Below are 25949 nucleotides of genomic sequence, written 5' to 3'. Positions count from 1 at the left end.
AATATCAAAGTTTTTTGATGTTCCAGCTCTGGCGCGGGTTTCAGCTCGCTCCAGACGTTTTCCAGAATTCCCGTACCTGCACCTGAAAACCGTTGCGCAGGCCGATAAACAACTGCTCACCAGCCGTCAGGCCGGCCTCTGTGGCCCAGACCGTCAACTCTTCCGGTTCAAAGCCGAGCCACAGATCACCGCAGTTGGTTTTGGCCCAGTCCTGATCGTGGCTGCAAAGATCGCTGACAATAAGGCAGCCGCCGTTGTTCATCAGCGCAGCGGCATCCAGAAAAATGTCTGCCGGGCTGGGCACATGATGCAGCACCATGTTCGCCACAATCAGATCAAAGGCATCACCGCGGGCGAGAACCGTATCGGTAACGCCTTCAATCAAGTCAACGTTGTTCAAGCGCTCGTCAATGCAGGTGCGGGTAGCCTTGGCCAGCATGTCTTTGCTGTTGTCCAGACCCACAACGTGCTCGAACAACTCGGACAGCACCGGCAGAAAGCCGCCTTCACCCGGGCCAATTTCCAGCACACTGCGCCAGTCCTGGCGGCTGGCCCGCTTGCGGATCAACCCGGCTGTGGGTTCGGCATACAGGTCAAACGCCGCAATCAGCTCCTGTTGTTCCCGGAACTGTTCGGAGTGGCGTGAGAAAAAAGCCTGTGACTGGTCGGCCCTTTGTTCCCGAATGGCCTCAATTTTTTCCACCAGTTGCGGCGGCAGGGGTACCCGGTCGACCGTTTCAAAAATCTGCCGAATGGCCTGATCTGCCAGTTTATCGCTGTCCAGATTCAGTGGGCGGCGGTAAAAAATGGCGTTGCCTTCGCGTTGGGGTTCCAGCAGCCCGGCCTTGTTCATTACTTTGAGATGATGGCTCATGCCGGATTGGCGCATATCAAACATCTGGCTCAACTCAAGCACACCAAAGGTGTCCCGGCGCAGCACCCGCAAAATCTCCAGACGCAGAGGATCCCCGCTTGCTTTGAAGATCGGTGCCAGGGCGTCTATCGACGACGTATTAAAAGCCTGCGTTTGGAGTGATGTCATGGGCGGCAAGTGTAGGGGCGTTCGATTGATCGATCAATAGCCATATCAAAATATTTTGATATAGATTTATCATTCTTTGAAATTCATAGGGTTTGGTGATTTTGTGGCCGCCCTAACGGTAAACCACTACATATGGATTTGCCCCGGCCCACCGTAATCGGCGAAAATACGCGCCTTCTTTTTGAGCAGTAGTTGCAGCTTGAATTCTTTTCCTGAAAAACACTGGAGAATTGTCAATGCCGTCCCGTAAAGATCTCGCCAACGCCATTCGCGCGCTGAGCATGGATGCGGTTCAGAAAGCCAAATCCGGCCACCCGGGCGCACCCATGGGTATGGCGGATATCGCCGAGGTGCTGTGGAACGATTACCTCAGCCACAACCCGGTCAACCCGCAGTGGGCCAACCGTGACCGTTTCGTGCTGTCGAACGGCCATGGCTCGATGCTGCAGTATTCCCTGCTGCACCTGAGCGGGTACGACGTGTCTATTGACGACATCAAGAACTTCCGTCAGCTGCACTCAAAGACTCCGGGCCACCCGGAGTACGGCTACACCCCGGGTATTGAAACCACCACCGGTCCGCTGGGGCAGGGCATTGCCAACGCGGTCGGTTTTGCGCTGGCGGAGAAGGCGCTGGCAGCCCAGTTCAACCGTCCCGGCCACGACATTGTGGACCACTACACCTACGCCTTCCTGGGCGACGGCTGCCTGATGGAAGGCATTTCTCACGAAGTCGCCTCGCTGGCCGGTACGCTGGGCCTGGGCAAGCTGGTGTTCTTCTATGACGACAACGGCATTTCCATCGATGGTGAAGTCGAAGGCTGGTTTACCGATAACACCCCGCAGCGTTTTGAATCTTATGGCTGGCAGGTTATTCCGGCCGTTGATGGCCACGATGCCGACGCCATTCGCGCCGCCGTTGAACAGGCTCGCGCCAACACCGAACAGCCTACGCTGATCTGCTGCAAGACCATCATCGGCTTTGGCTCTCCCAACAAGCAAGGCAAGGAAGATTGCCATGGCGCGCCGTTGGGTGACGATGAAATCGCCTTGACCCGCAAGGCGCTGGGCTGGGAACACGGTCCTTTTGAAGTACCTTCAGAAATCTATGCCGCCTGGGATGGCAAAGAGAAAGGCGCTGCCGCACAAAGCGCGTGGGAAGCAAAGTTCGCCGCCTACGAAAAAGCCGAGCCGCAGCTGGCTGCTGAATTCAAGCGCCGCATGGCCGGTGATCTGCCCGCTGATTTTTCTGAAAAGGCGCAAGCCTATATCCAGGAATGCCAGGACAAGGGCGAAACCGTAGCCTCCCGCAAGGCGTCTCAGAATGCTCTGAACGCTTATGGCCCGCTGCTGCCGGAACTGATGGGCGGCTCCGCTGACCTGGCCGGCTCCAACCTGACCATCTGGTCTGGCTGCAAAGGCGTGACCAAAGACGACGCCTCTGGTAACTACATCTATTACGGTGTGCGCGAGTTCGGTATGGCCGCGATCATGAACGGCCTGGCGCTGCACGGCGGTTTTGTGCCTTACGGCGCTACCTTCCTGATCTTCATGGAGTATTGCCGTAACGCCGTGCGCATGGCGGCTCTGATGAAGCAGCGCTCTATCTTTGTGTTCACCCACGACTCCATCGGTCTGGGCGAAGACGGCCCCACCCACCAGCCCATCGAGCAGATGGCCAGCCTGCGCACCACGCCGAACATGAGCACCTGGCGCCCGGCCGATGCCGTGGAATCCGCGGTCGCCTGGAAAGCCGCGCTGGAGCGTAATGATGGCCCTACCGCCATGGTGTTCTCCCGTCAGAACCTGCCGCACCAGCAGCGTGATGCCGAGCAGCTGGCCAACGTCGCCAAAGGTGGCTATGTGCTGTCAGGCAGCGAAGGCACTCCGGACCTGATCCTGATCGCCACCGGCTCGGAAGTGGGCCTGGCACAAGACGTAGCCGTTAAACTGCGTGAAAAGGGCAACGCCGTGCGCGTTGTGTCCATGCCCTCTACCGATGTATTCGACGCCCAGAGCGCTGAATATAAGCAGCAAGTACTGCCGCTGGAAGTCACCAATCGTATCGCCATCGAAGCCGGCATTGCCGACTACTGGTACAAGTACGTTGGTCTGGACGGCCGGGTTGTCGGCATGACTACCTTTGGTGAGTCTGCACCGGCGGGCGAGCTGTTCAAGGAGTTCGGCTTTACCGTCGACAATATCCTGGAAGTGGCTGCAGAACTGCTGGACGCTTGATGAGCAACGCAAAGCCCTTTCGTATCGCCATCAACGGGTACGGCCGCATCGGCCAGTGCGTATTGCGGGCCTTGTATGAAAAAGGCTATCGCGATCACCTGCAGGTGGTCGCGATCAACGAGTTGTCTGACATCGACACCATCGCTCACCTCACCAAATACGATTCCACCCATGGGCGGTTTCAGGGAGAGGTGGCGGTGGATGGCGACAACCTGGTGGTCAACGGCGACCGCATCCGGGTGCTGCGTCACCCGGATCCGGATGAATTGCCCTGGCGATTGCTGGACGTAGACCTGGTGCTGGAATGCTCCGGTGCCTATACGGATCGGGCAACCGCGGAAAAGCATATTGCTTCCGGTGCCGGCCGATTGCTGTTTTCCCAGCCGGCGGAAGCCGATGTAGACCGCACCGTGGTGTTTGGCATCAACGATGACAGCCTGACGCCCGGCGATGTGATCGTTGCCGCTGGTTCCTGCACTACCAACTGCCTGGTACCGGTGATCAAAGTACTGGACGAAGCTTTTGGTGTGGAGCAGGGCAGCACCACCACCATCCACGCTGCCATGAACGACCAGCCCGTTATTGATGCGTATCACCACCAGGATTTGCGCCGCACCCGCAGCGCGCTGCACAACATCGTACCGGTAGATACCGGCCTGGCCCGCGGCATTGAACGCCTGCTGCCCCACATGGAAGGCCGGTTCAGCTCCGTTGCCATGCGGGTGCCAACCCTGAACGTCTCCGCCATCGACATGGTGGTCAACGTGCGCAAGGCCACCGATGTAGCGGCAGTAAACCGCCTGTTAAAAGACGCCGCCCAGGGATCGCTGAACGGTATCCTCGGCTACACTGATGAATTACTGGCCAGCTCAGATTTTAACCACGACTCCCACTCCGGCGTCGTCGACGGCGGCCAGACCCGAGTCACCGGCGGCACGATGGTGAAAGTGCTGTGCTGGTTCGACAACGAATGGGGCTTCGCCAACCGCATGCTGGATGTTAGCAAAGCCTGGCTGGCCAAAACCTGAAGACGACAAAGGGGCCTGATCTTTCACCTAGCCCCGACGGATACAAAGGGGTCTGATCTTTCACCCAGCCCCGACGGATACAAAGGGGTCTGACCCCGAACGGGGTCAGACCCCACCCATAGGCTTAACAATTTGCACCTGTGAACCCATAACTACGGACCCTGATTATGGCCATCAAAAAAATGACTGACCTGAACCTCGCCGGCAAGCGGGTTCTGATTCGTGAAGACCTCAACGTACCGGTCAAAAACGGCAAAGTCTCCAGCGATGCCCGCATTCGCGCCTCATTGCCCACGATTAAAGCGGCTAAAGACGCCGGCGCCAAAGTCATGCTGATGTCCCACCTGGGCCGCCCGGAAGAAGGCGTGTACGACGAAGCCTCCTCCATGAAACCAGTCGCTGAGCACCTGTCCACCCTGCTCGGTCAGGAAGTGCGCCTGATCAAGGATTACCTCAGCGGTGTTGATGTCGCCGACGGCGAAGTGGTGTTGTTCGAAAACGTCCGTTTCAACAAGGGCGAAAAGAAAGACAACGAAGACCTGGCCAAACGATACGCCGCCCTGTGCGATGTATTCGTGATGGACGCCTTCGGCACCGCCCACCGCGCCCAGGCCTCCACCCACGGCGTAGCGAAATTCGCCCCCGAAGCCTGCGCTGGCCCGCTGCTGGCAGCAGAACTCGACGCCCTCGGTAAAGCCCTCGACAACCCGGCCAAACCGGTGGTGGCCATCGTCGGTGGCTCCAAAGTCTCCACCAAACTGGACGTACTCAACGCCCTGGAACACGTGTGTGACCAGATCATCGTCGGCGGCGGCATCGCCAACACCTTCCTGGCTGCCGCTGGCCACCCGGTCGGCAAATCCCTCTGCGAGCACGACCTGATCGACACCGCCAAAGACATCGCCAGCCGCGTGCAAATCCCACTGCCGGTTGACGTAGTGGTCGCCACGGAATTCGCCGAAACCGCCACTGCTACGGTGAAAAACATCTCCGACGTCAGCGCCGACGACATGATCCTCGACGTAGGCCCGGAAACCGCCAGCCAGTTCGCCAGCCTGCTCAAAAACGCCAAAACCATCCTCTGGAACGGCCCGGTTGGCGTGTTTGAATACGACCAGTTCGGCAACGGCACCAAAGCTCTGGCTGAGGCCATCGCCGAAAGCGACGCCTTCTCCCTGGCCGGCGGCGGCGACACCGTTGCAGCCGTTGACAAATACGGCGTAGCTGACAAGATTTCCTACATCTCCACCGGCGGCGGCGCGTTCCTGGAATTCGTGGAAGGCAAAACTTTGCCGGCGGTTGCTGTATTGGAAGAGCGCGGAGCGTAATCAACAAAGCGATTCTGAGAGAAACCCGCACAGGGCCAGAATCGCAAGGAGGGTGGGGTAGGACTTTCCGGGACTGTGCGCAGCAGGGAAGCTGCGCACAAGCCTACAGGGATGTATTTACGGCGTGTCCTGGAAAGTCCTACCCCACACTCCGTAGCAGACTCCAAAGTCTAAAACGAACAGAATTCAAACCTCAAAAAGTCAACGAAGGAGACAACCCATGGCCCTGATTTCGCTGCGGCAACTTCTCGACCACGCCGCCGAGCATGGTTACGGTGTGCCAGCCTTTAACGTAAACAACCTCGAACAAATGCGCGCCATCATGGAAGCCGCCGACAAAACCGACTCCCCGGTAATTGTCCAGGCCTCCGCCGGTGCCCGCAAATACGCCGGCGCCCCCTTCCTGCGCCACCTGATCCTGGCCGCCATCGAAGAATGGCCGCACATCCCGGTGGTCATGCACCAGGACCACGGCACCAGCCCGTCCGTATGCCAGCGCTCCATCCAGCTCGGCTTCAGCTCCGTCATGATGGACGGCTCACTGGGTGAAGACGGCAAAACCCCGATGGACTACGACTACAACGTCGACGTCACCCGCCGCACCGTCGAAATGGCCCACGCCTGTGGCGTGTCCGTAGAAGGCGAGCTGGGCTGCCTGGGCTCCCTCGAAACCGGCCAGGCCGGTGAAGAAGACGGCATCGGCGCAGAAGGCACCCTGGACCACGACCAGATGCTGACCGACCCGGAAGAAGCCGCAGACTTCGTCAAGAAAACCCACGTAGATGCCCTGGCCATCGCCATCGGCACCAGCCACGGCGCCTACAAGTTTACCCGTCCGCCGACCGGTGACATCCTGGCCATCGAGCAGATCAAAGCCATCCACAAGCGCATTCCAGATACCCACCTGGTCATGCACGGCTCCAGCTCCGTACCCCAGGAGTGGCTGAAGGTCATCAACGAATTCGGTGGTGAAATCCCGGAAACCTACGGTGTACCGGTTGAAGAAATCGTCGAAGGCATCAAGCACGGCGTGCGCAAGGTTAACATCGACACCGACCTGCGCCTGGCCAGCACCGGTGCCACCCGTCGCTTCCTGGCCGAAAACCCAGCCGAGTTCGACCCGCGCAAATTCCTTAAGGCCACCATGGTCGCGATGACCGACATCTGCATCGCCCGCTACGAAGCCTTCGGCTGCGCCGGCCAGGCCAGCAAGATCAAGCCCCTGAACCTCGAGCAGATGTTCGAGCGTTACGCGGCTGGCGAGCTGGACCCTAAGGTCAAGTAACTGCACCGTTCAAAGCCCCCGCACTCCGGGGGCTTTTTTCTACCCTCGCTTTGCCATTTTCTCCAAAGCCATCAATGTATCGGTATACCGGGCAAACCGCTCCAGATACTCCGGTGACAACGTCTGCATTTCCGCAATCGCCCGGCTGACCAACCGGTGGGCGTTCATCGGCCCCGCCTCTTTCGGGGTGCTCTCAATAGCGTGGCGGATGCGCTCCTGAAGAGCGTGAGTGCTCTGATCCGCTCTTGCTCTGATCAACGCCTTGAGCGGTTGTGGGCTGTTGGAGCTTGATGCCGTGCGCGTTTGCTCCAGCTCAGAAGTCTCTCCGAACACCCTTTGTTCCAGCGTTGATCTCGGCGCTTCGGCCGGGGTCTCTGTAGTTTGGTTCAGTCTGTCCAGCAGGGATGAAACGATGGATGGCTCTGGGACAGTTGGTGCCGGCTTGGGCTGTTCGGCACCCTCTAACCTGGCCTGATAATCCGCGATGGCTTGCTTGAGCTTCTGCCAATGTGTTCCCTGCTGGAGTCCGTTCGCGCGCAGCCGCCGCTCGAAGGATTCCAGATAGCGAAAGCGGACAGGGTCAAAGCGGTCTGCGCCTTGCTGCCTCAGGTTATCAAGTAATAAAGAACTGGCGGCTTCGTTCATCATCCGTTGCCTGCCTCGGTTTCGGATTCCGCGGCCGCCGAGGGCGCCCGTGGCACCGTACTGATTTCCACCCGCCGGTTCTGAGCGCGTGATTCGGCATCCGTGTTGGGTACCGCTGGGTGGTGTGGGCCGAAGGCGGCGGCGAAGACGCGGTCGTTGGGCAGGCCCAGTTCGGTTAACGAACGGGTGACGGTCAGCGCCCGCTGGGCCGACAGGCCCCAGTTATCCTGGTAACGGTTGCCGGGGTGCATGGGCAGGTCATCGGTAAAACCGCTCACCATCAGCAATTCATCGTGCTGTTCCAGATAGGTTTTCAGGGGGCGAACCAGCGACTCCAGGATTTCTTCACCTTCGGCCTGAAGTTGGTCGGAGTTCAGCTCAAACAATACGTTGCCGCTGATGCCGATGCGGCCATCCCGGAAAGTGACCAGCCCCTTGGTAAGCGGATCTTCCAGGGCCTGTTCCAGAGCGATTCGACGTTGCTCCTCCGCTTCCCGCTTCTCGATTTCCTGAGCGAGGGACTGGCTGAGTTCCAGCTGTATGCCAATCACCCACACCAGGATCAGCGCCAGAATACCCACCAGCGCCGCCATCAGGTCTGAGAAAATCGCCCAGACCGGTGCCGATTGTTGTTCGCCGCTTTCCAGTTGTTCCATCAGCTGGCCTCGCCGGGTTCGGCCCGGCGCAGTGCTGCGGCGGCATCCATCACATCTTTCTGGGCGCTGACGCTGAGATCAATAACCTCGCGGGCCTGGGCCACGTAATAGGCCAGTTGCTCATCGTGGCGGGTGCCGGCGTTATCCAGCGCTTTCTGGATATCCGCCAGGCTGGCGATGACCTGCTGGTTGGACTGGCTGAACAGCTCAATGGCCTGAGCGAACGCATCGCTCAGGGCGCCCACTTCCTGACTGCTACCGGTGATGTCGTCGCCCAGTTTGCCAAGCTGCTGGCTTTGCTCCTGAATCAGCGTGTTAAAACGCTCGCTGATGCCAGTCAGGGTTTCGCCGGCGCCACAGATCAGCGAAGCCACCGCGTCCCGCTGGCTGTCGGCTGTGCTGCGTTGGGTTTCCAGCAGGCTGTCCAGCTCCTTTACCAATCGCTGGCGTTCTTCCAGCAACTCGTTCTCTCGTGCGCTGTTGCGGGCGATTTCCGACTGCAGCTGGCGGATCACTTCGGCGGCGGCTTTCGGGGTTTCAGAGGCGGTTTCGATCAGTCGGGTCATGGGGGCTTCCAGCGCGGTGCCCAGCTCTGACAGATGTTTGGTCACCGTTGCTTCAAGGGTCTCCATACGTGCCGTAGACGCATCAGCGCGACCGGCCTCCTGCTCGCGCAGTTCGGCAAGTTGTTTGCCGATGGTGGTGACCAGTTGCTCAAGACCGGCTTTCTGGGTTGTGACCAGCTCTGCGGTGTTACGACTGAAATGTTGCTGGTATTCCGCCAGATTTTGCTGCCAGCGATCGCCAGCCTCGGCAGTGGTTTTTTGGAAACCAGCGGTCAGTTCCGCCAGTTGCTGACGGGCATCATCCGCCCAGCTCTTTTGCAGGGACCGGGCATTGCTCTGAAGTTGCTCCATGGCACTGATGACAATAGGCTCAACCCGCTCCGCTGCCTGCTTTGCGCTGTCATCCAATGCGGTTTTCAGGGAGTTGGCGACGGAATCGGCCAGAGTTTGATAGTGGCTGCCCACAGTGCTGTGGAATTCCTGCTGGTTACGGGTCAGGGATTGTTCCAGTTGCTGACCGAGCTGTTCCATGCGCGTGGTCACACGTTCCATGGCTGAGGCCATCTGCGGTAAGGCTTGTGCCTGGGTTTCCAGAGCCTGGAAGGCCTGCTGGCGTTGATGGTCGGCAGACAGGTGGTGCAGTTTTTGCCGCAAGGCAGTATCCAGCGTGCGGGATGCCTGTGCCCGGTCCCGGCGGCTCAGGGTAGAGGCCAGTCCGAGCATGGCGGAGGCGGCCACACCGGCAATGGAGGTGCCAAAGGCCAGGCTCAGCCCCGCGATGGGGGCGGCCAGTGCGCTGCGGATGGCGCTGAGTTCGGTGCTGTTATCCAGGGCCGAGGCGGCACCGCCCAGGGTTACGATCATGCCTGCAAAAGTGCCCAGCAGGCCCAGCATCACCAGCAGGCCGGTCAGGTAAGGGGTGATTTGTGGGCTGGGCAGGGCGGCAGCGTGGCCTTCGATGCGCCGTTGCGCCGGATACTGAAGCGGTTGGGGCAAGGTGTTCAACCAGCGGGAAACCTGGTCCTGGCTGTCCGGCAACTGGCCGACTTGCCCGGCCAACTGCCGGGTTTGCCGGCGAAAGTTCACCAGCTCACCAAAACCCAGGCAATACACTGCACCAATCAGGCCGGTGAACGCCAGGGCCAGCAGGTCTGAATCAATGAAACCCGCGCCAATCCAGGTTGCCACGGCCAGGCCGATGACGAACGCCAGGGTAAAGAACAGTTTACTCATGGAGTGTTAGTAACCTCATTGTGGCAGGCTTCAAGCAAACCCAGCACCGGTTCCAGCCGAACGTCCAGTTCAGCGAGTAACAAGGCCTGCGCTTCCTCGCAGTAACGGTGGAACCAGTCGTGGGGTGCCTGGCCTGATGTTTGGGGTTGTTCATTGGACGTCTGTAAGGCCCGGAATCGTTGCTCCAGCACCAGGGATACCGCGGAAAAACACTGGCTGGTGTAGCCGGCCACGGTGTGATCGAACACCGCGTCCAGCTCGGCCAGGCGGGCCAGGGTCTGGCTCTGATCTTTCATGGATCTGCGGACTTTATCCCGCAACTGGCGGCTATTGGCCGCGATCTTGCGCTGCAATGCCAGCCAGGCGTTTAACACCGGCTCACATTCCGGCTCGCCTTCAAATTCAAGTTCACCCGCCCAGATGTGAACGCGGCGGACCAGTGCCCGGCGAGTCGTAGCCAGCTCGTCGGTCAGCTTATCGACCACTGCACTTTGCAACTGGCCCGGCTGCCCGGCGCGGTAGGCCGTGGCGGCGTCCAGAGTCATGGTGTCGCCCAGACCAAACAGCCGGCTCAGGCGCTCTGCAATACAGGGCAGGGCGTCAGTCGACGAAGCTGCGCCCAGATGGGCCAGCTGTGCGAGCAATTTGGATGGGTGGCTTGTTTGCGCCTGCGGCTGGTTTGGCATCCGTTCGGTGTTTCACTCCGTGATTAAATCTTGTCGTTCTGAAAAACGGCTATTCTACTTAGTATGGAGCACGAAACATAATGACTGACGGGATAGAAACAGAGTGTAAATATGATCACCTGTCATCATTCGGGCTATCTCGAAATCGGCCTCTTGTATTTTCAACGCCAGCATCAACTATAAGTGACAATGAATAAAATTTGATCAGCTGCGAGGAGTTCCATGGACTTCAAAGACTATTACGCCACCCTGGGGGTGAGTGAGTCTGCCCCACCCGAGGACATCAAAAAGGCCTATCGCAAGCTGGCCCGAAAATACCACCCGGATGTCAGTAAAGAAGAGAATGCCAGCGACAAGTTCAAAGACGTCGGGGAGGCCTATGAAGTTCTGAAAGACCCTGAAAAGCGGGCAGAGTATGACCAACTGCGCAAATACGGCGCTAAAGGCGATGGCTCGTTTCAACCGCCCCCGGGTTGGCAGAGTGCCTCCGGATTTGGCGGTGGTGGCTACACCGAGGCCGATGCCAGTCAGTTCAGTGACTTCTTTGAGGAGATTTTTGGCAGCACTCGGCGTGGCGACGCGTCATCCGGCGCGGGTTTTAGCGGGGGCAGTTTCCGCCAAAACAGGAGGATGCGCGGAGAAGATGTGCATGCGCGACTGGCGCTGTTTCTGGAAGAGGCATTCAACGGTTGTGACAAGCAGGTGTCGTTCACGGTGCACGATGCCGATGAGCATGGCCGGATCATCCCACGTCAAAAAACCCTGAAGGTGAAGATTCCGGCGGGCATGCGCGATGGCCAACACATCCGGCTTAAAGGGCAGGGTGCGCCAGGTGTTGGGAGCGGCGAGCCGGGTGATCTGTTTATCGAGGTAGAGTTGGCACCCCATCCACACTTTTCGGTAGAAGGCCACGATGTGTTGCTGACCGTTCCGGTGGCACCTTGGGAGGCCGCTTTGGGCGCGACGATCACCATTCCGACCATGGCGGGCAAAGTGAAGGTGAAGGTTCCTCAGGGGACTACGAGTGGGCGTAAGCTTCGGTTAAAAGGCAAAGGCTTTCCGGGTAAGCACCCCGGTGATCAGATTGTGATTTTGCAGGTGGCCATGCCGGAACAGCACGCACCGGAAGCGGCGCAGCTCTATGAACAACTGGCCGAGCTGGAAAAAAACTTCGATCCACGCAACAAACTGCACGTGTGAGTGGGGGCAGACATGACTGATCAAGATCGGATTTTGACCGTGGAAGTCACCGACGCCAACGGCAGCACCTTTACGCTTCGGGAAGTGTGCGAGCGCGGTGATTGCCATGCCGAATTTGTCATCAAACTGGTGAACTACGGCATCATCGCCCCGGTGGAAGAGGGCCCTGAGGCACGCCAGTGGCAGTTTGATGTGGATGCTTTAACCAGACTTCAAAAAGCCCTGCGATTGCAGCGTGACTTGAAGCTCAATCTGCCCGGCCTGGCGGTATCTCTGGACCTGCTTGACGAAGTGCAAGCTATGCGCAGAGACATCGCTCGCCTTAATCAGCAACTCCGTCAGCTAATAGACGACTGAGTATTTGGGGTAGTGCCAGCGGTGTTGTCCCAGTGATTAACGCTTGCCCTGTTCCAGGCTCTGGATCTCAGCATAGATCTTCTCGGCTTCTTCCATCAGCGTGCCATGACTGCGTAAATCCCCGTTACGTTGAGCATGCAGTGCCTTGGCGAGCTTATCTTCGTAGGCTTTTTGCAGTTTCTTCTTTGGATCGCTTTTTAAAAATCCCAGCATAACGTTCGCCCGGTTGAGGAGTTTGTGCAAGAGTATACGAAGGTTCGTTTGCAGAGTTCACTGTAGATCAGATCAAATAAAAGCGTAAGGTGGGGCGTCTGCGATGCCCCTGATTTTCTGGAGATAACCATGAACCACCTCGCCCACACCTTCCTGGCTCCGGACTCCCCGGAGGCCCGTGTGGGTAGCATCCTGGGTGACTTTTGCCGAGGTGTGAGGCTGACGGAGTTGCCGGAGCGGGTGTTGCTGGGTGTGCGTCACCACCGGGCGGTGGACGCCTTTACCGACCAACACCGGGAAGTGTTGGCCAGCAAGCAGTTGTTTTCCAGTCAGCGCCGGCGCTTTGCCGGTGTGGCGCTGGATATTCTTTATGATCACTACCTGCTACGGCACTGGTACAGATTCAGCCCGGCCGATCACCGTGGGTTCGTGTGCGGGGTTTACCGAGAACTGACAAACCACGAACGCGTCATGCCCACTGCGATGGTCAACGTCACCCGCCGGATGGTTCAGCATGACTGGTTCGGTGCCTACGAAGACTTCGAAAACATCGGCTATGCTCTGGATCGGGTAGCCAGCCGAATCCGTTTTGCCAATCAGTTCGCCGGCATCATCGAAGAGATCCGGGCTAACGATGAGCAGCTCGAAGCCCGGTTTCTCCGGTTCTTTCCGGAACTGCTCGCCTTTGCTGCCGCCGAAGCAGCCAGCCTGTCAGCCCAATCGTGAATGCGCCTGCTGGTATTCCACTTTAAGCCGGTCAACCAGAGCCTGAACGCTCGGAACGTCGTGAATCAGGCTCACGCCCTGGCCGGCAGACCAAACGGTCTTCCAGGCCTTGGCCTCTTCATCCATAGGTTTGAGCTTTTCACCATAATTCACATCGCCGGCCTGGTTTAACTTATCCATGTCAAAGCCTGCCGCTTCAAGGCTCTGACGCATAAAGCTGGCCGGCACCCCGGATACCGCCGGCGTATGGATAATGTCACCAGACACCGCCTCAATGATCATATTGCGATAGGCATCTTCCGCCTCCGACTCCTCAGTGTTGATAAACCGGGTGCCCATGTAGGCGAGATCCGCCCCCAGTGCCTGGGCTGCCAGCAGATCTTCACCATGGGATAATCCGCCCGCGAGCAGAATGGTGCCATCAAACACCTCGCGAATCTCGTGGACCAGCACAAACGGATTCACCGTCCCGGCATGGCCACCGGCCCCGGCACTCACCGCAATAATGCCATCCACACCGGCCTCCGCCGCCTTGCGCGCATGCTTCTGATTGGTCACATCATGAAAAACCAGCCCACCATAGCTGTGCACCGCCTCCACCACCTGGCTGGCCGCACCCAGCGAGGTAATCACCAAAGGTACTTTGTGCTTTACACACAGCTCAAGGTCCGCCTGCCAGCGCGGATTGGTACGATGCACCACCAGATTCACCGCGTAGGGCGCTGTAACCTTGTCCGGATGGGCCTGTTTCCATTGCGCCAGCTCTGTGCTCATCTGAATCAGCCATTCCTCAAACCCTTCACTGCTGCGCTGGTTCAGGGCCGGGAAACTTCCGACCACGCCCGCTTTACAGCAGGCCAGCGCCAGCCGGGGCGAAGAAATCAGAAACATGGGCGCGGCAATCAGGGGCAATGAGAGAGAATTTTTGAGCTGAACGGGCATTGGCATGGTTGGTCCTTGATTTTTATTGGAACTTTTTCAGGATATAAGGGATCTTAGCTTGCCCGGAGAACATTGGACAATCGTTCCAACGGGTGACAGGACAAAACAAAAGGAGCCCGCCATGGGTGAAGCAAAAAGACGCAAACAAACCGGTGCACCCGCACCGAGTAAACACCGAAACAAAAAGCCGGCTATCATTGGCATCTCAGTTGCGGCCATCGCCGTTGTTATCGTGGCTGTCTATTTTCTGACCCAACCGCCGAAGCCAACCTCCCAGGCGCTGCCGGTGGCCGCACCGAACGCCGCTGACTTCCCGGCCTTCCTCGACCAGTACGGGATCTCCGCCGGTCCTGAGGATGCTCCGGTGGTTGTTCGGGAATTCGCCGATTACCAGTGCCCCGCCTGCGCCCGCTTCTCCTCAGCCAGCCAGCGTCTCAAATCCGAGTACGTAGACACTGGTAAAGTCCGCTTCGTGTACTTCGACCTGCCACTACGCCAACACCAAAACGCCGTCCCCGCCGCCCAGGCCGCCCGCTGCGCCGGTGACCAGGGCCAGTACTGGGAGATGCACGACAAACTCTATGACGCCCAACGCGAATGGAGCGGCTCCAGAGACCCGGTTGCCACCTTCACCCGCTACGCTAACGGCCTGGGCCTGGAAGAGCGCCGCTTCCGCCGCTGCATGACCACCGAACTCCACAAAGACGCGGTAGAGCAAAGCCTGCAAGTGGCCACTCAGATGCGTGTGATGAGTACCCCGACGGTGATCGTAGATAACATCCAGCTAACCCGACCGGGTTGGGGACAGCTCTCTGCAGTAGTTGAAAGAGAACTGGGAAAAGCAAATAACTGATATAGAAAATTATTGCAGGGGCCTCCCCACACAGGGCGGGGCCCCAAAGCACCGAAACGCCAAATTGCGCATATCCCCAACTTGCACCCAACCCCCAGTCGGTTAAACTTTGCTCCCTGGCGGGCACCCCCCGTGACAAACATCAAACCATGCTCCGGATTTACGATCCGGCCCGCAGGAGAAAATCATGAGCAACGAAATCGTCGTTTGCGCACTCTACAAGTTCGCCGTCCTGAATGATTACAAAGAATTACGCCAGCCCCTACTGAAACTGATGCTCGAAAAAGACGTCCACGGCACCCTGCTGCTGGCCCGTGAGGGCATCAACGGCACCATCGCCGGCCGCCGTGAAGGCATCGACACCATCAAAGCCTGGCTTGGCAGCGACCAACGCTTCGAAGGCATCGACTACAAAGAATCTTACGTCGAATTCCAGCCCTTCAAACGCACCAAAGTAAAACTCAAAAAAGAAATCGTCACCATGGGCGTCGAAGGCATCGACCCAAAGCGCATCGTCGGCACCTACGTTGATGCCAACGCATGGAACGATTTGATCTCCGATCCCGACGTCCTGCTCGTAGACACCCGCAACCAGTACGAAGTTGAAATCGGAACCTTCAAAAACGCCGTCAATCCGGCCACTGACACCTTCCGGGAATTTCCAGAATATGTGAAACAGAACCTGGACCCGAGCAAACACAAAAAAGTCGCCATGTTCTGTACCGGCGGCATCCGCTGTGAAAAATCCACGGCGTACCTGAAAGAACAAGGCTTTGAAGAGGTGTATCACCTCAAGGGCGGCATCCTGAAATACCTGGAAGACGTACCCCAGGAACAGAGCCTGTGGCAAGGCGAATGCTTTGTATTTGACGACCGGGTAACCGTCAACCACCGCCTCGAGCGCGGTGACTATGACCAGTGCCACGCCTGCCGCAGACCGATTACCGAAGACGACAAGAAGCGCCCGGAATACGAACAGGGCGTGAGCTGCCACCAGTGCATCGAATCACTGACCGAAGAGCAGAAAGCCAGATTCAAAGAGCGCGAGCACCAGATGCGCCTGGCTGAAGAGCGCGGAGAAGTGCATGTAGGGGGAGAGGCTGCCCGCATCATTGCCGAACGCAAGGCCCGCAAGAAGGCCGAGCGCGAGCAGCAAGCCCGCAGAAGTCTGGAGGGGGAGGCAGAGCGTAAGTCTGCAACCAACTGATAATAACCCAACCAAGGAGACAGCATGGGTATCAGAAAACCGCTGGTGATTGCGTGCATGGCGTTGGCCCCATTGGCCCACGCGCAGAACAGTGAGAACTGGAAAGGAGAGGCAGAGCTAGGCTTTCTGCTGACCTCAGGCAATACCGAAGAAACCAAAGTTGACGGTCGTCTTGGCCTGCAGTACGAAACCCAGACCTGGCGCAACACCGGTGATTTCAGCTCTCGATACACGGAGACCGAAGATCAGACCACCGCCGAGGAATACAAGGCTGCGCTTGAAGCGGATTACAAGTTCGATGACAAGCAGTACTGGTTTGTTCGTGGATCTTATGAAAAAGACCGCTTCTCCGGTTACGACTTTGAGTCCACGTTGACCACCGGTTATGGAAATCGTGTTTGGCAAGTGGGCGATCGCTCGTTCCTGGATCTCTCGGTTGGCGGCGGTTATCGCTACAACAAGCTCCAACAAGAAGACCCTGATGGCCGCGATGTCGAGGAAGAAGCCATCGCACGACTGGCGGGTCAGTTCGATTATTCGCTGTCTGACTCTGCCTTGTTCCGTCAGAAGCTGAGCACCGAGATTGGCCTGGACGACAACAACGCCATCAGCCAGTCCGAGACCTCAGTGCAGAGTAATATTGTGGGCAGTTTGTCGATGAAAGCGGCGTTCCGCGTCAAGCATGTCACTGATGCACCGGCCGGCTCCGACAAAACCGACACAGAGACCTCGCTTTCGTTACTCTACGGATTCTGAAGCGGCGGTTCAACGCGATAAAAAAGGGGCAGATGATTAAAGCATCTGCCCCTTTTTTGTTGCCTGAACCATCGGGAACAAGGCCTACACGTTATTTCGCAGCCCCAGCTCGTCCGGGTAAGGCGTCAGGTACTTCTGGGTGTGCAGGTAATCCACCGGCTCCTTGCGCTGGGCCAGCCGCAACAGCGTCATCGGCACCACCAGCGGAATCTCGCCCCGGCGGTACGCTTCAATCTGCTCCAGCAATACGGTCTTTTCCTCGGCTGACATGCCTTCCTTCAGAAAGCCCAGAAGATGTTGCATCGCATTTACGTGGGAGCCTCGGCTGACTTTCTGGGTCATCGCCTCCATGAACAGATGAATATAGCGTTCGGCAATGGTCGCCAACGGTTCGGACTTCAGATCTCCAAGCATTGGGCCAAGCTGGCGGTAGATTTTCTCGGAATGGGCCAGCAGGGTGAATTTATGGCGAGTATGAAATTCGATGAGTGCCTGCTTGCCAAGATTGTCGCCGGCGACATTTTGCATCCAGTCATCGTAGGCGAACACCCGCTCAATGAAGTTCTCCCGCAGTAAATTGTCATTCAGGCGACCTTCTTCTTCTACCGGCATTAACGGGAAGGCTTTCATCAGGGCGTCTGCAAACATGCCCCGGCCGTCCCGGCGCACAAAGCTGCCCTCGGCGTTATGGACTTTGATCCGCTCCATGCCGCAGCTCGGGGATTTGGCCATCAGGATATAACCCCGCAGGTCGGCCAGTGTTGGCAGGATGTCTTTGATAAAGCCCTGCATTGCCTCTGTGTGGTCAGCGTTGCCTCTGCTCTCAACCAGGTGCAAACCGTCAGCGTGCTCACGCAACTGAATAGCCGGGCGGGGCACGCCCAGGCCGGCTTCCAGCTCCGGACAAATGGAGCGAAACTCAAAATGTTTGGCCAACACCTGGGTGCAATATCGGGAATGCTTGTGGCCACCGTCGTGGCGAACTTCCTTGCCCAACAGACAGGTGCTTATGCCAACAGGAATACCGGTCACTAAAACTCTCCAGCCGTCGGATTATTACGGTGTCTTTGTGAATGTGGAATCAGTATAGCCCAGCGCCTGGCGAATCAATTGCTTCTGATGCTCGGCAAAGCCGCGAATCAGCTCTTGTGATTTGAGGGCATCGCGAGCCAGCACTGCTTTAGGCAACTCCGCAAAAAATTGGCTGGTCTGGGCCAGGCCCTGGCGATAGCGTTCGGCACTGAGGTAATAAGCCCGGCTGACCGCCGGCTTAAAATTGGTGAGGGCTTCCGTCAGGTAAGGATTGGCCGCCACATCACAGCAGGTCTCCATAACGCCAAAGCTGGCTTCGACAATCGCAGTAATGTCGGCTGTCGGTTGCCTCACCTGATCTACCACCTGGTTGACTGCATTCAGCATTCTGGGCTTGTCTGCCTCTTGCCAGCGTTCACACAGCCGCACAGCCAGCATCATCAGTAAGTGCATGTATACGTCATAGAGCTCAGACGCAGACTCGGCGTTCAGTTGGGTGGCTGAAGCTCCTTTGCGGGGCGTTATCTCTACCAGGTGCCAGCGTTCCAGTGTGTACAGGGCTTCCTTCACCGATGCCCGGCTCACTTTTAATTCGACCGCCAACGGCGCCTCATGAATGCGCTCCCCTGGGCGGATCTGCCCGGTCATGATGCGCTCGGCCAGGTAATTGGCGATTTGCTCGGCCAGGGTGTTGGGCACCTGAAAATCCATAATGGCTCTCTGAAACAATGGGCGCGCCAGTTTACCATAGCCTTGAAATCCAGCGCTCTTGCACTCAGGTATGAAGGCTGAACACTCAATTTGATAAGGAAAACCACCATGCCCAAGCATTTTGAGCAGGCGCCTGGCCTGCATGACGCACCGGTCCCTGAGACTGAAGGTTTTGTCTTCAATCAAACCATGATGCGCATCAAAGAGCCTGAGCGTTCTATGGACTTTTACACCCGGGTGCTGGGCATGCGACTGGTGCGCAAACTGGATTTTCCGGAGATGAAGTTCACCCTGTATTTTTTGGGGTATCTGGATGACAAACAGGCTCAGCTTGTGCCCAATGACGACGCTCACCGCACCACCTATACGTTTGGTCGAGAAGCCATGCTGGAGCTTACCCACAACTGGGGTACCGAAGACGACCAGGAATTCGCCTACCACAATGGCAATGACCAGCCGCAGGGCTTTGGTCACATCGGTATCGCCGTTCCGGATGTTTACGTTGCGGCTGAGCGGTTTGAAAAGTTGGGTGTGGAGTTTGTGAAAAAGCCGGACGAAGGCAAAATGAAAGGACTGGCCTTTATCAAAGACCCGGACGGCTACTGGATTGAGATCCTGCAGCCGAACATGCTGGAAAAACAGCGAAAGTAAGGTGATTTGTTTGCTGCAGGCCCGGTGTCAGCGTTCCCGGTGCGTGCCGGGCGGTTTGCCATAACGTGACGCGACGATCACCGCGACCGTCAGGATCACGGCCCCGACAATGCCGATCGGCCCCAGTATTTCCCCCAGGATCAACCAAGCCAGCAATGCCACAAACAGCGGCTCCAGGGTCACGATGATGCTGGAGAGAGTGGCCGGCGTCGTTTTCATTCCCGCAAAGAAACACAGATAGCCGATACACGTTGGCACCACGCCGATGTAAAGAATCATCAGCCAATGCTGGACACTCAGAGTGCCTAAGCCTTCAAAGCCCCCGCTGATGACGACCACCGGTAACAGCAACAGCGCGGCGGTCGAAAAGCAGATGAAGGCTGTTGTGAAAACCGGGGTTCCCGCCGAGTTATAACGGCTGGTCAGAGTAAAGCCGGTGTACACCGCCGCCGCCAGCAGCGCCACCAGAATGCCCGCCAAACGCAGTGTGCCTGCGGTACCTATGTCACTGACCACCAGCATACTGGTGCCAATGATCGCGGCTATAGCTGCCACAATGGTTAGCAGGCCTGGCTTTTCTCCCAGAAGCGGTGCTGCCAGAATGGCCACCAGAACCGGCGGTAGGCAAAGAGCAATCAGCGTCGCAATACCCGCACCGGTCAAATCCACCGCGAGCAGATAGCTGCCCTGATAAAACGCCTGAAACAGCCCCATAGCAGCGAGGGGCAGTAAGGCTTTTTTGGTGAGGCCGCGCAGAGAACTTCCCGGCGCATTCTGGCCTGGATGGGCCACTGCCAATTGACGCTGTTCACGGCGCATAAGCAACCAGAAAAAGGGCAGGGCAACTGCCAGCCGAAGCAGGGCCAGGGTAATGGCCGCCAGTTCTGTGCCGGTAAACAGGAACTTGGCAACAATGCCCGTAGTGCCCCACAGCAATGCTGCCAGAGCAATAAAAAGCGCGCCTTGGATCATGAAAAAGCCAGAGTTGGGTAAACAGAGGCTGGAAAGACTAACAGTGGCAGGCAGGCGATACCAGTGGTGGGAAATACGGGCAGCAGAGCGCTGCCCGTAAAAGTTTATTCGACCGACAAACGCTCGGCGTTGTTTTCAACCGTGCGGGCACCAATGCCTCTTACGTTGGCCAGATCTTCCACAGACTGGAACGGGCCGTTTTCATCACGGTAGGCGACGATGGCTTGGGCCTTGCTCTCGCCAATACCATTCAGCGAGGCCAGTACAGCTACATCGGCAGTGTTGATGTTGATGGCGCCTGGTTCGTTGGCGTAGGTAAAGCCTGTGGCCAGGGAGAAGAGTAAAACGAGGGTTGTGAGAATGCCTGTGTGCTTCATTGGAGAGCTCCGTTTGCTTTATGACGTTGTTGTGTTCCGTCAGGGAGACAAACCATTGATTTACAATTGCCTAAATTTGGTGTGGGCGCAGTGCGATCTGGGGGAGGGTATTACGAAGGTTGTGGAGGTAGTGCACGGAAGGGACTACCGTCCATGTAGTCCCGAAATTCCGTGGCTGACCCCTGCCTGATCCATCAGGCTGCGCATCATCCTGAGCACTTCGTCCTTGCGATCGTCCCTGTAGCCCTGATCCCTCGGGCAACTCCTTATTCCCTGGAGTTCTCTTCCCTGAACCAACATCCGTGCTGGCTTGTCATCCCTGACAACAATCATTCTACTCGGGGCTCTTTCATTAATAATCGGACATCTGCCCCATGGCGTGTGCGATATCTCTTACACGCATGTAAGCCGCCTGGTGAACTCTAATTCATTGTTTGGTCGTTACTTTTTGGGCAATTTCTTGCCCGGATTTGTGGGCCTCCGCCGCTTCTTTGATTCGCTCCATGGTGATTTCCCGCACTGCTTTCTGGCTGGCTCTGATGTGCGTTGTCAGCCGGTCTGCGGCCTCTGAAGCATGGCCAGTCCTCAAGGCCTCGAGAATATGGGCGTGTTCTATGTAGGTGGCATCCACCCGGTCATCGCGGGTGAAATCGAGCCGGCGGATGATGCGCAGGCGGTCGGTAATCTCCCGGTGAATGCGGGTCATCTCGCGGTTGCCGGCGGCGGCCACCAGGTCGCAGTGAAAACTCTCGTCGAGCGCGCGCACAGTGCTGCCTACCGCGCGTTCGGAGGGGTGGTCCGGGTTCCAGATGGCAATCAGGGTGCGGAGGGTTTGGGGTTCTTCGGGCAGGGCGCAGATTTTGTGCATGGCGGCCCGTTCGAGGGTGATGCGCAAGTCGTAGAGTTCTTCCACCTGCTCGAAATCAAAGGGCTTAACCTGCCAGCCGCTGCGGAATAATACGTCAACATAGCCTTCCCGTTGTAACCGGTACAGGGCTTCCCGCACCGGTGTCCGGCTGGCATTCAGGCGTGCACCGACATCGCCCTCGCTGAACTTGTCTCCGGGAATCAGGCGGAACTCAAAAATATCGTCCTTCAGGGCTTCGTAAACCCTGTCGGCCATGGAGGCCTTTCTTTTGGTGGTCGTTTTCATTTTTGGAGTTTGCCCTCTTTTAATAATGCGGGAGGCCTGTTGGTTTGGAGTTTGGCGCTGGGCGCGGCTATCGGGGAGGCTGTTCAAAAGACGCCGTGAACCCATCCGTGGGGGCTTGAGCGCAGCATCCCTGCTGCGCACACTTTTGAACAGCCTCCCCGATAGCCACGCCCAACTCCCTATGCCTGCGAGAGGCGTTTCCCGGATAGCGGCGCCATCGCAAAACAAGAGGCCAGCACCAATGGCACCGATCTCCCAAGTTAGACCTCAATGCTTAGGAGGGGCTCGCCGGGCGTTACCGACTTGCCGGGTTCCACGTGCAGGGCGCTGATCTTGCCAGACAAAGTCGCACTCACCTCGAACTCCATCTTCATGGCCTCTACGATCACCAGCGGATCACCCTCCGCCACGGTATCCCCCGGCTTCACCAGGCACTTCCAGATATTCCCGGCGATCTCGGCACTTACCAGTTCTCCAAACCGCTCCAGGCTTGAGGCATCCACTTTTGGTGGGGCTTTCGCCAGGCGGTCCAGCTCCTCCGCTTCGCTCTCCTTCCACAACGCCACCTCTTTAGCGTAGGCCGCCTGTTGGAGTTTGCGGAACTCGGCAATGGAGCTTTCGTTGGCATCCAGGAAGGCTTGGTGGGATTTCAGGTCGAAGCTTTCCTCTTCGATCTTGATCTCCAGCTTGCCGGCGCGGAACTGGTCGCGCATTTCCGTCAGTTCGTCTTCGGTGACCGGGTAGTAGCACACCTGGTCGAAGAACCGCAGCAGCCAGGGCGCGCCTTCGGCGAACTGTTGGTTTTTCAGGTACTTGTTCCAGATCGGCAGGGTGCGGCCGACCAGTTGATAGCCGCCGGGGGAGTCCATGCCGTAGATGCACATGTAGATCCCGCCGATGCCCACGGTGCCTTCGGCGGTGTAGGTGCGGGCCGGGTTGTATTTGGAGGTGAGCAACCGGTGCCTTGGGTCCAGGGGCACGGCGCAGGGGGCGCCGAGGTAGACGTCACCCAGGCCCAGCACCAGATAGCGGGCGGAGAAGAGCACGTCTTTTACATCATCCCGGCTGGGCAGGCCGTTGATGCGTTGCATGAAGTCGACGTTGTTGGGTAGCCAGGGCGCGGTGTCGCGTACCGATTGGCGGTATTTATCGACGGCTTCCAGGGTGGCGCTGTCTTCAAATGCCATGGGCAGGTGAATCACCCGGCTGCGCACTTTCAGTTCATCCGTCGGGGGCAGGGTGGCTTCCAGATCCAGCAGGTAGGTCATCAGCGACTCCTGCGGCAGAATCCTTGAATCGTAGCGTAACTGCAGGGAGCGTACGCCGGGGGACAGTTCCAGCAGGCCGTTGGGTTGTACGTCGGCGATGGCTTCCATCAGGGCGTGGATGCGCATGCGCGCGCCCAGATTGAGCACGTTGGCGCCGTATTCCAGCAGGATGTACTGGTCACCGGCCTGGCGGTAGGTGACTTCCGGGCGGCCATCGGTTTCATCCAGATGCGCAAGGATGGTCGCGGACAGACCGTTCAGCGGGGCCAGGTCTGGCGCTACCAGGGTGACCGCCGGCGGGGCCATCAGGCTCTTGATGGCCAGTTCCTGGCGTTCGGCCAGCTGCACCGCGGTGTCGTTATCAATCGCCACAAAACGGATGGTGTCGCCGGGTTTTACCTGGCCTACTTTCCACAACTCGGCTTTCGCGATGGTGACCGGGCACACGAAACCGCCCAGGCTGGGGCCGTCTTTGGTGAGGATAACCGGCATGTCACCGGTAAAATTGATGGAGCCGATGGCGTATTCGGTGTCGTGGATGTTGGACGGGTGCAGGCCGGCCTCGCCGCCGTCTTCGCGGGTGAACTCCGGTTTCGGGCCGTTCAGGCGAATGCCAAGGCGGTTGGAGTTGTAGTGTACTTCCCAGTCCTGCTCGAAGAACGTCTCGATGGACTTTTCCGAGAAGAAATCCGGGGCACCGTGGGGGCCATAAAGCACGCCGATTTCCCAATGACTGGGGTAATCCGGAATCAGATCCGGGTCGGCCGGGGCGGGATCGTGGGTTGGCCCCGGGGTGGTGCAGGCGGGCAGGGCCAGTTGGCTGATGCCGAGCATGTCGCCCGGGCGCAGGGGCCGGCCGCCGTGGCCGCCGAACTGGCCCAGGGCGAAGGTGGCGCGACTGCCCAGATACACCGGTACATCAAAGCCACCGCGCACCGCCAGGTAGGTACGGCAGCCTTTGATGGCCTTGCCGACTGCCAGCACCTGGCCGGCTTTCACGGTGATGGGTTTCCAGAATTCCACCGTTTTGTCGTCCAGGGTGGCATCGGTCAGCGCGCCAGTCAGCGCCACCACGGCATCCTTGTGGAATTTCAGGCTGGGGCCGATCAGGGTGGATTCCAGGCCGGCGGCGTCGTTGTGGTTGCCGACAATGCGGTTGGCGATGCGGAAGGCGTAATCGTCCATCGGGCCGCTGGGCGGCACGCCGATATTCCAGTAACCCACACGGCCCGGGTAGTCCTGCACCGTGGTGTAGGTGCCGGGTTTGACCACTTCCGCCACCGACGGCTTGAACTCGAAACTCTCCAGAGCGCGGGTGGAGACAATACCCTCCTCAAAACTTTGCTGGGCCACCACCTGGCGCAGGTAATCCAGATTGGTGGCAATGCCCATCAGCCGGGTTTCCGACAGCGCCTGGCGCAGTTTGGCCAGGGCGTCGGCCCGGTTGGTGCCGTGTACGATCAGCTTGGCGATCATCGGGTCGTAATGGGCGGAGACTTCACTGCCGTTCTCCACCCAGGTATCCACCCGCACGCCGTCTTCCGGCCAGTAGACATCGGTCAGCTCGCCGGGGGAGGGCTGGAAATCCTTGAGGGGATCTTCCGCGTAAATGCGCACTTCCATGGAGGCGCCGTTCAGTTCCGGCTGGAAGCTGGCCAGATCCGGGCTTTCGCCGGCGGCGATGTTCAGCATCCACTCGATCAGGTCCAGGCCGGTGACCGACTCGGTGACCGGGTGCTCCACCTGTAAGCGGGTGTTCACTTCCAGGAAATAGAACTCGTCCCGGTCTTCGTCATAGATGTATTCCACGGTGCCGGCGGAGCGGTAATGCACCGACTGGCCGAGGGAAACGGCGGCATCCAGCATGGCCTGGCGGGTCGCCGCCGGCAGGTTGGGGGCCGGGGTTTCTTCCACCACCTTCTGGTTGCGCCGCTGCAGGGAGCAGTCCCGTTCACCCAGGGCGACCACGTTGCCGTGGCCATCGCCGAACATCTGCACTTCCACATGGCGGGCCCGGGCAATGAAGCGCTCCAGGAACACGCCGCTGTCGTTGAAAAAGCTCTGGCCCTGGCGGCGCACGGTTTCAAAGGCCTCGCGCAGTTCGTGTTGGCTGTTGCAGCGGGTCAGGCCGATGCCGCCACCACCGGCGGTGCTTTTCAGCATCACCGGGTAGCCCAGGCGCTCGGCGGTTTGCAGGGCTTCATCCAAAGATTCCAGCAGGCCGCTGCCCGGGGCCAGGGGCACGCCGGCGGCTTCGGCCAGTTCCCGGGCCCGGTGTTTCAGGCCGAATTCACGCATCTGCTCCGGAGTGGGGCCGATGAACACAATGCCTTCTGCTTCGCAGGTTTCGGCGAAGTCGGCGTTCTCGGACAAAAAGCCATAACCGGGAATGATCGCTTCGGCGCCGGTCTGTTTGGCTGCTGCCAGAATCTGGGCCTTGTCCAGGTAGGTTTCGCTGGCGCCTTTGCCCACCAGTGCTACGGCTTCATCGGCATTGGTGACGTGCAGGCTGTGGCGGTCCTCAAAGGAGTGCACGGCGACGCTGCTGATGCCCATGGCCTTGAGGGTGCGGATGGTGCGGACGGCGATTTCGCCTCGGTTGGCGATCAGGACTTTTTTGAACATGTTGTTTTATCTCCGGAGTAGGTGGGGTCAGACCCGCGGGGTCTGACCCCGAATCTCAACTTGGGCGATGTTCTGGGTGGGGTCAGACCCGTGGGGTCTGACCCCGATGCGCGACTTGGGCATGTGGACCCTTGGGGTCTGAACCGGGGTCTGACCCGGGGTCTGACCCCAATTGATCGGTCAGGATTTGATGAAGGCGC

Annotated in this window: 24 protein-coding genes; 11 read left to right on the top strand and 13 right to left on the bottom strand. The window is 58.5% G+C overall.

The window, feature by feature from the left end:
* Window positions 1-40 precede the first annotated feature (40 nt).
* A complete protein-coding gene (locus IBX51_RS05145; protein WP_291829362.1) occupies window positions 41-1042 on the bottom strand; it encodes a metalloregulator ArsR/SmtB family transcription factor in 1002 nt (333 codons plus the stop codon).
* 236 nt (window positions 1043-1278) lie between these two features.
* On the opposite strand from IBX51_RS05145, the gene tkt reads away from it, so the two are divergent.
* The 4 genes from tkt (at window position 1279) to fba (ending at window position 6920) form a co-directional block, all read left to right on the top strand.
* Window positions 1279-3279: a transketolase gene (gene tkt, locus IBX51_RS05140; protein WP_291829360.1), complete on the top strand. Its 2001-nt coding sequence runs from the start codon at window positions 1279-1281 to the stop codon at window positions 3277-3279.
* Entirely contained in the window at window positions 3279-4307 is a 1029-nt protein-coding gene (gap, locus tag IBX51_RS05135; protein WP_291829357.1) for a type I glyceraldehyde-3-phosphate dehydrogenase, read from the top strand. The genes tkt and gap overlap by 1 nt, the downstream gene beginning before the upstream one ends.
* Before the next feature lie 167 nt (window positions 4308-4474).
* Window positions 4475-5635 carry a phosphoglycerate kinase gene (locus IBX51_RS05130; protein ID WP_291829355.1) on the top strand — a complete coding sequence of 387 codons (1161 nt, stop codon included), beginning with the start codon at window positions 4475-4477 and terminating at the stop codon, window positions 5633-5635.
* 220 nt (window positions 5636-5855) lie between these two features.
* Window positions 5856-6920, top strand: a complete 1065-nt coding sequence (gene fba, locus IBX51_RS05125) for a class II fructose-bisphosphate aldolase (RefSeq protein ID WP_291829353.1) — start codon at window positions 5856-5858, stop codon at window positions 6918-6920.
* A 39-nt stretch (window positions 6921-6959) separates the two neighbouring features.
* On the opposite strand, the gene IBX51_RS05120 is transcribed toward fba, so the two are convergent.
* From IBX51_RS05120 to IBX51_RS05105, 4 genes are read right to left on the bottom strand one after another with little or no spacing between them, the layout of a single operon-like run.
* Complete coding sequence (locus IBX51_RS05120; RefSeq protein ID WP_291829351.1) at window positions 6960-7568, bottom strand: DUF2894 domain-containing protein; 609 nt, start codon at window positions 7566-7568, stop codon at window positions 6960-6962.
* On the bottom strand, window positions 7565-8221 hold the full coding sequence (locus IBX51_RS05115; RefSeq protein ID WP_291829349.1) for an OmpA family protein: 657 nt from the start codon (window positions 8219-8221) through the stop codon (window positions 7565-7567). Before IBX51_RS05115 ends, IBX51_RS05120 begins: the two co-directional genes overlap by 4 nt.
* Window positions 8221-10020 (bottom strand): DUF802 domain-containing protein, encoded by a 1800-nt coding sequence (locus IBX51_RS05110; RefSeq protein ID WP_291829347.1) that lies wholly within the window; start codon window positions 10018-10020, stop codon window positions 8221-8223. Before IBX51_RS05110 ends, IBX51_RS05115 begins: the two co-directional genes overlap by 1 nt.
* Window positions 10017-10706: a DUF3348 family protein gene (locus IBX51_RS05105; RefSeq protein ID WP_291829345.1), complete on the bottom strand. Its 690-nt coding sequence runs from the start codon at window positions 10704-10706 to the stop codon at window positions 10017-10019. Before IBX51_RS05105 ends, IBX51_RS05110 begins: the two co-directional genes overlap by 4 nt.
* 222 nt (window positions 10707-10928) lie before the next feature.
* On the opposite strand from IBX51_RS05105, the gene IBX51_RS05100 reads away from it, so the two are divergent.
* Both IBX51_RS05100 and IBX51_RS05095 read left to right on the top strand, forming a co-directional pair.
* Entirely contained in the window at window positions 10929-11906 is a 978-nt protein-coding gene (locus IBX51_RS05100; RefSeq protein WP_291829343.1) for a DnaJ C-terminal domain-containing protein, read from the top strand.
* A 12-nt stretch (window positions 11907-11918) separates the two neighbouring features.
* Window positions 11919-12263, top strand: a complete 345-nt coding sequence (locus tag IBX51_RS05095; protein WP_291829340.1) for a chaperone modulator CbpM — start codon at window positions 11919-11921, stop codon at window positions 12261-12263.
* Between the two features lie 36 nt (window positions 12264-12299).
* Here IBX51_RS05095 and IBX51_RS05090 read toward each other — a convergent pair whose 3' ends face one another.
* Window positions 12300-12476 (bottom strand): DUF6435 family protein, encoded by a 177-nt coding sequence (locus tag IBX51_RS05090; RefSeq protein WP_291829338.1) that lies wholly within the window; start codon window positions 12474-12476, stop codon window positions 12300-12302.
* 129 nt (window positions 12477-12605) lie between these two features.
* Here IBX51_RS05090 and IBX51_RS05085 point away from each other — a divergent pair, with 129 nt between their 5' ends.
* Window positions 12606-13202, top strand: a complete 597-nt coding sequence (locus tag IBX51_RS05085) for an ACP phosphodiesterase (protein ID WP_291829336.1) — start codon at window positions 12606-12608, stop codon at window positions 13200-13202.
* Here the strand turns inward: IBX51_RS05085 and IBX51_RS05080 are convergent.
* Window positions 13188-14150 (bottom strand): nitronate monooxygenase family protein, encoded by a 963-nt coding sequence (locus tag IBX51_RS05080; protein WP_291829334.1) that lies wholly within the window; start codon window positions 14148-14150, stop codon window positions 13188-13190. The genes IBX51_RS05085 and IBX51_RS05080 overlap by 15 nt on opposite strands.
* 115 nt (window positions 14151-14265) lie before the next feature.
* On the opposite strand from IBX51_RS05080, the gene IBX51_RS05075 reads away from it, so the two are divergent.
* From IBX51_RS05075 to IBX51_RS05065, 3 genes are all read left to right on the top strand, one after another.
* Entirely contained in the window at window positions 14266-14997 is a 732-nt protein-coding gene (locus IBX51_RS05075) for a thioredoxin domain-containing protein (RefSeq protein WP_291829331.1), read from the top strand.
* A 187-nt stretch (window positions 14998-15184) separates the two neighbouring features.
* The gene (locus tag IBX51_RS05070) at window positions 15185-16204 is read left to right on the top strand and encodes a rhodanese-related sulfurtransferase (RefSeq protein WP_291829328.1); all 1020 of its coding nucleotides are present in this window, start codon (window positions 15185-15187) and stop codon (window positions 16202-16204) included.
* Window positions 16205-16228: 24 nt separating this feature from the next.
* The gene (locus IBX51_RS05065; protein WP_291829326.1) at window positions 16229-16960 is read left to right on the top strand and encodes a YdiY family protein; all 732 of its coding nucleotides are present in this window, start codon (window positions 16229-16231) and stop codon (window positions 16958-16960) included.
* Window positions 16961-17044: 84 nt separating this feature from the next.
* On the opposite strand, the gene IBX51_RS05060 is transcribed toward IBX51_RS05065, so the two are convergent.
* Complete coding sequence (locus IBX51_RS05060; RefSeq protein ID WP_291829324.1) at window positions 17045-17992, bottom strand: DUF523 and DUF1722 domain-containing protein; 948 nt, start codon at window positions 17990-17992, stop codon at window positions 17045-17047.
* 24 nt (window positions 17993-18016) lie between these two features.
* Window positions 18017-18703, bottom strand: a complete 687-nt coding sequence (locus IBX51_RS05055) for a GntR family transcriptional regulator (protein ID WP_291829322.1) — start codon at window positions 18701-18703, stop codon at window positions 18017-18019.
* A gap of 108 nt (window positions 18704-18811) precedes the next feature.
* Here IBX51_RS05055 and gloA point away from each other — a divergent pair, with 108 nt between their 5' ends.
* Entirely contained in the window at window positions 18812-19354 is a 543-nt protein-coding gene (gene gloA / locus IBX51_RS05050) for a lactoylglutathione lyase (RefSeq protein WP_291829320.1), read from the top strand.
* A 27-nt stretch (window positions 19355-19381) separates the two neighbouring features.
* Here gloA and IBX51_RS05045 read toward each other — a convergent pair whose 3' ends face one another.
* From IBX51_RS05045 to uca, 4 genes are all read right to left on the bottom strand, one after another.
* On the bottom strand, window positions 19382-20326 hold the full coding sequence (locus IBX51_RS05045; RefSeq protein ID WP_291829318.1) for a DMT family transporter: 945 nt from the start codon (window positions 20324-20326) through the stop codon (window positions 19382-19384).
* 104 nt (window positions 20327-20430) lie between these two features.
* Complete coding sequence (locus IBX51_RS05040) at window positions 20431-20703, bottom strand: ComEA family DNA-binding protein (protein WP_291829316.1); 273 nt, start codon at window positions 20701-20703, stop codon at window positions 20431-20433.
* A gap of 427 nt (window positions 20704-21130) precedes the next feature.
* Window positions 21131-21856 (bottom strand): GntR family transcriptional regulator, encoded by a 726-nt coding sequence (locus tag IBX51_RS05035; protein ID WP_291829314.1) that lies wholly within the window; start codon window positions 21854-21856, stop codon window positions 21131-21133.
* A 260-nt stretch (window positions 21857-22116) separates the two neighbouring features.
* Window positions 22117-25749 carry an urea carboxylase gene (gene uca / locus IBX51_RS05030; RefSeq protein WP_291829312.1) on the bottom strand — a complete coding sequence of 1211 codons (3633 nt, stop codon included), beginning with the start codon at window positions 25747-25749 and terminating at the stop codon, window positions 22117-22119.
* Window positions 25750-25949: the final 200 nt, after the last annotated feature.

The sequence above is a fragment of the Marinobacter sp. genome (genome assembly GCF_014859525.1).
GTDB lineage: Bacteria > Pseudomonadota > Gammaproteobacteria > Pseudomonadales > Oleiphilaceae > Marinobacter.
This window is presented reverse-complemented; position numbering and strand designations above follow the sequence as displayed.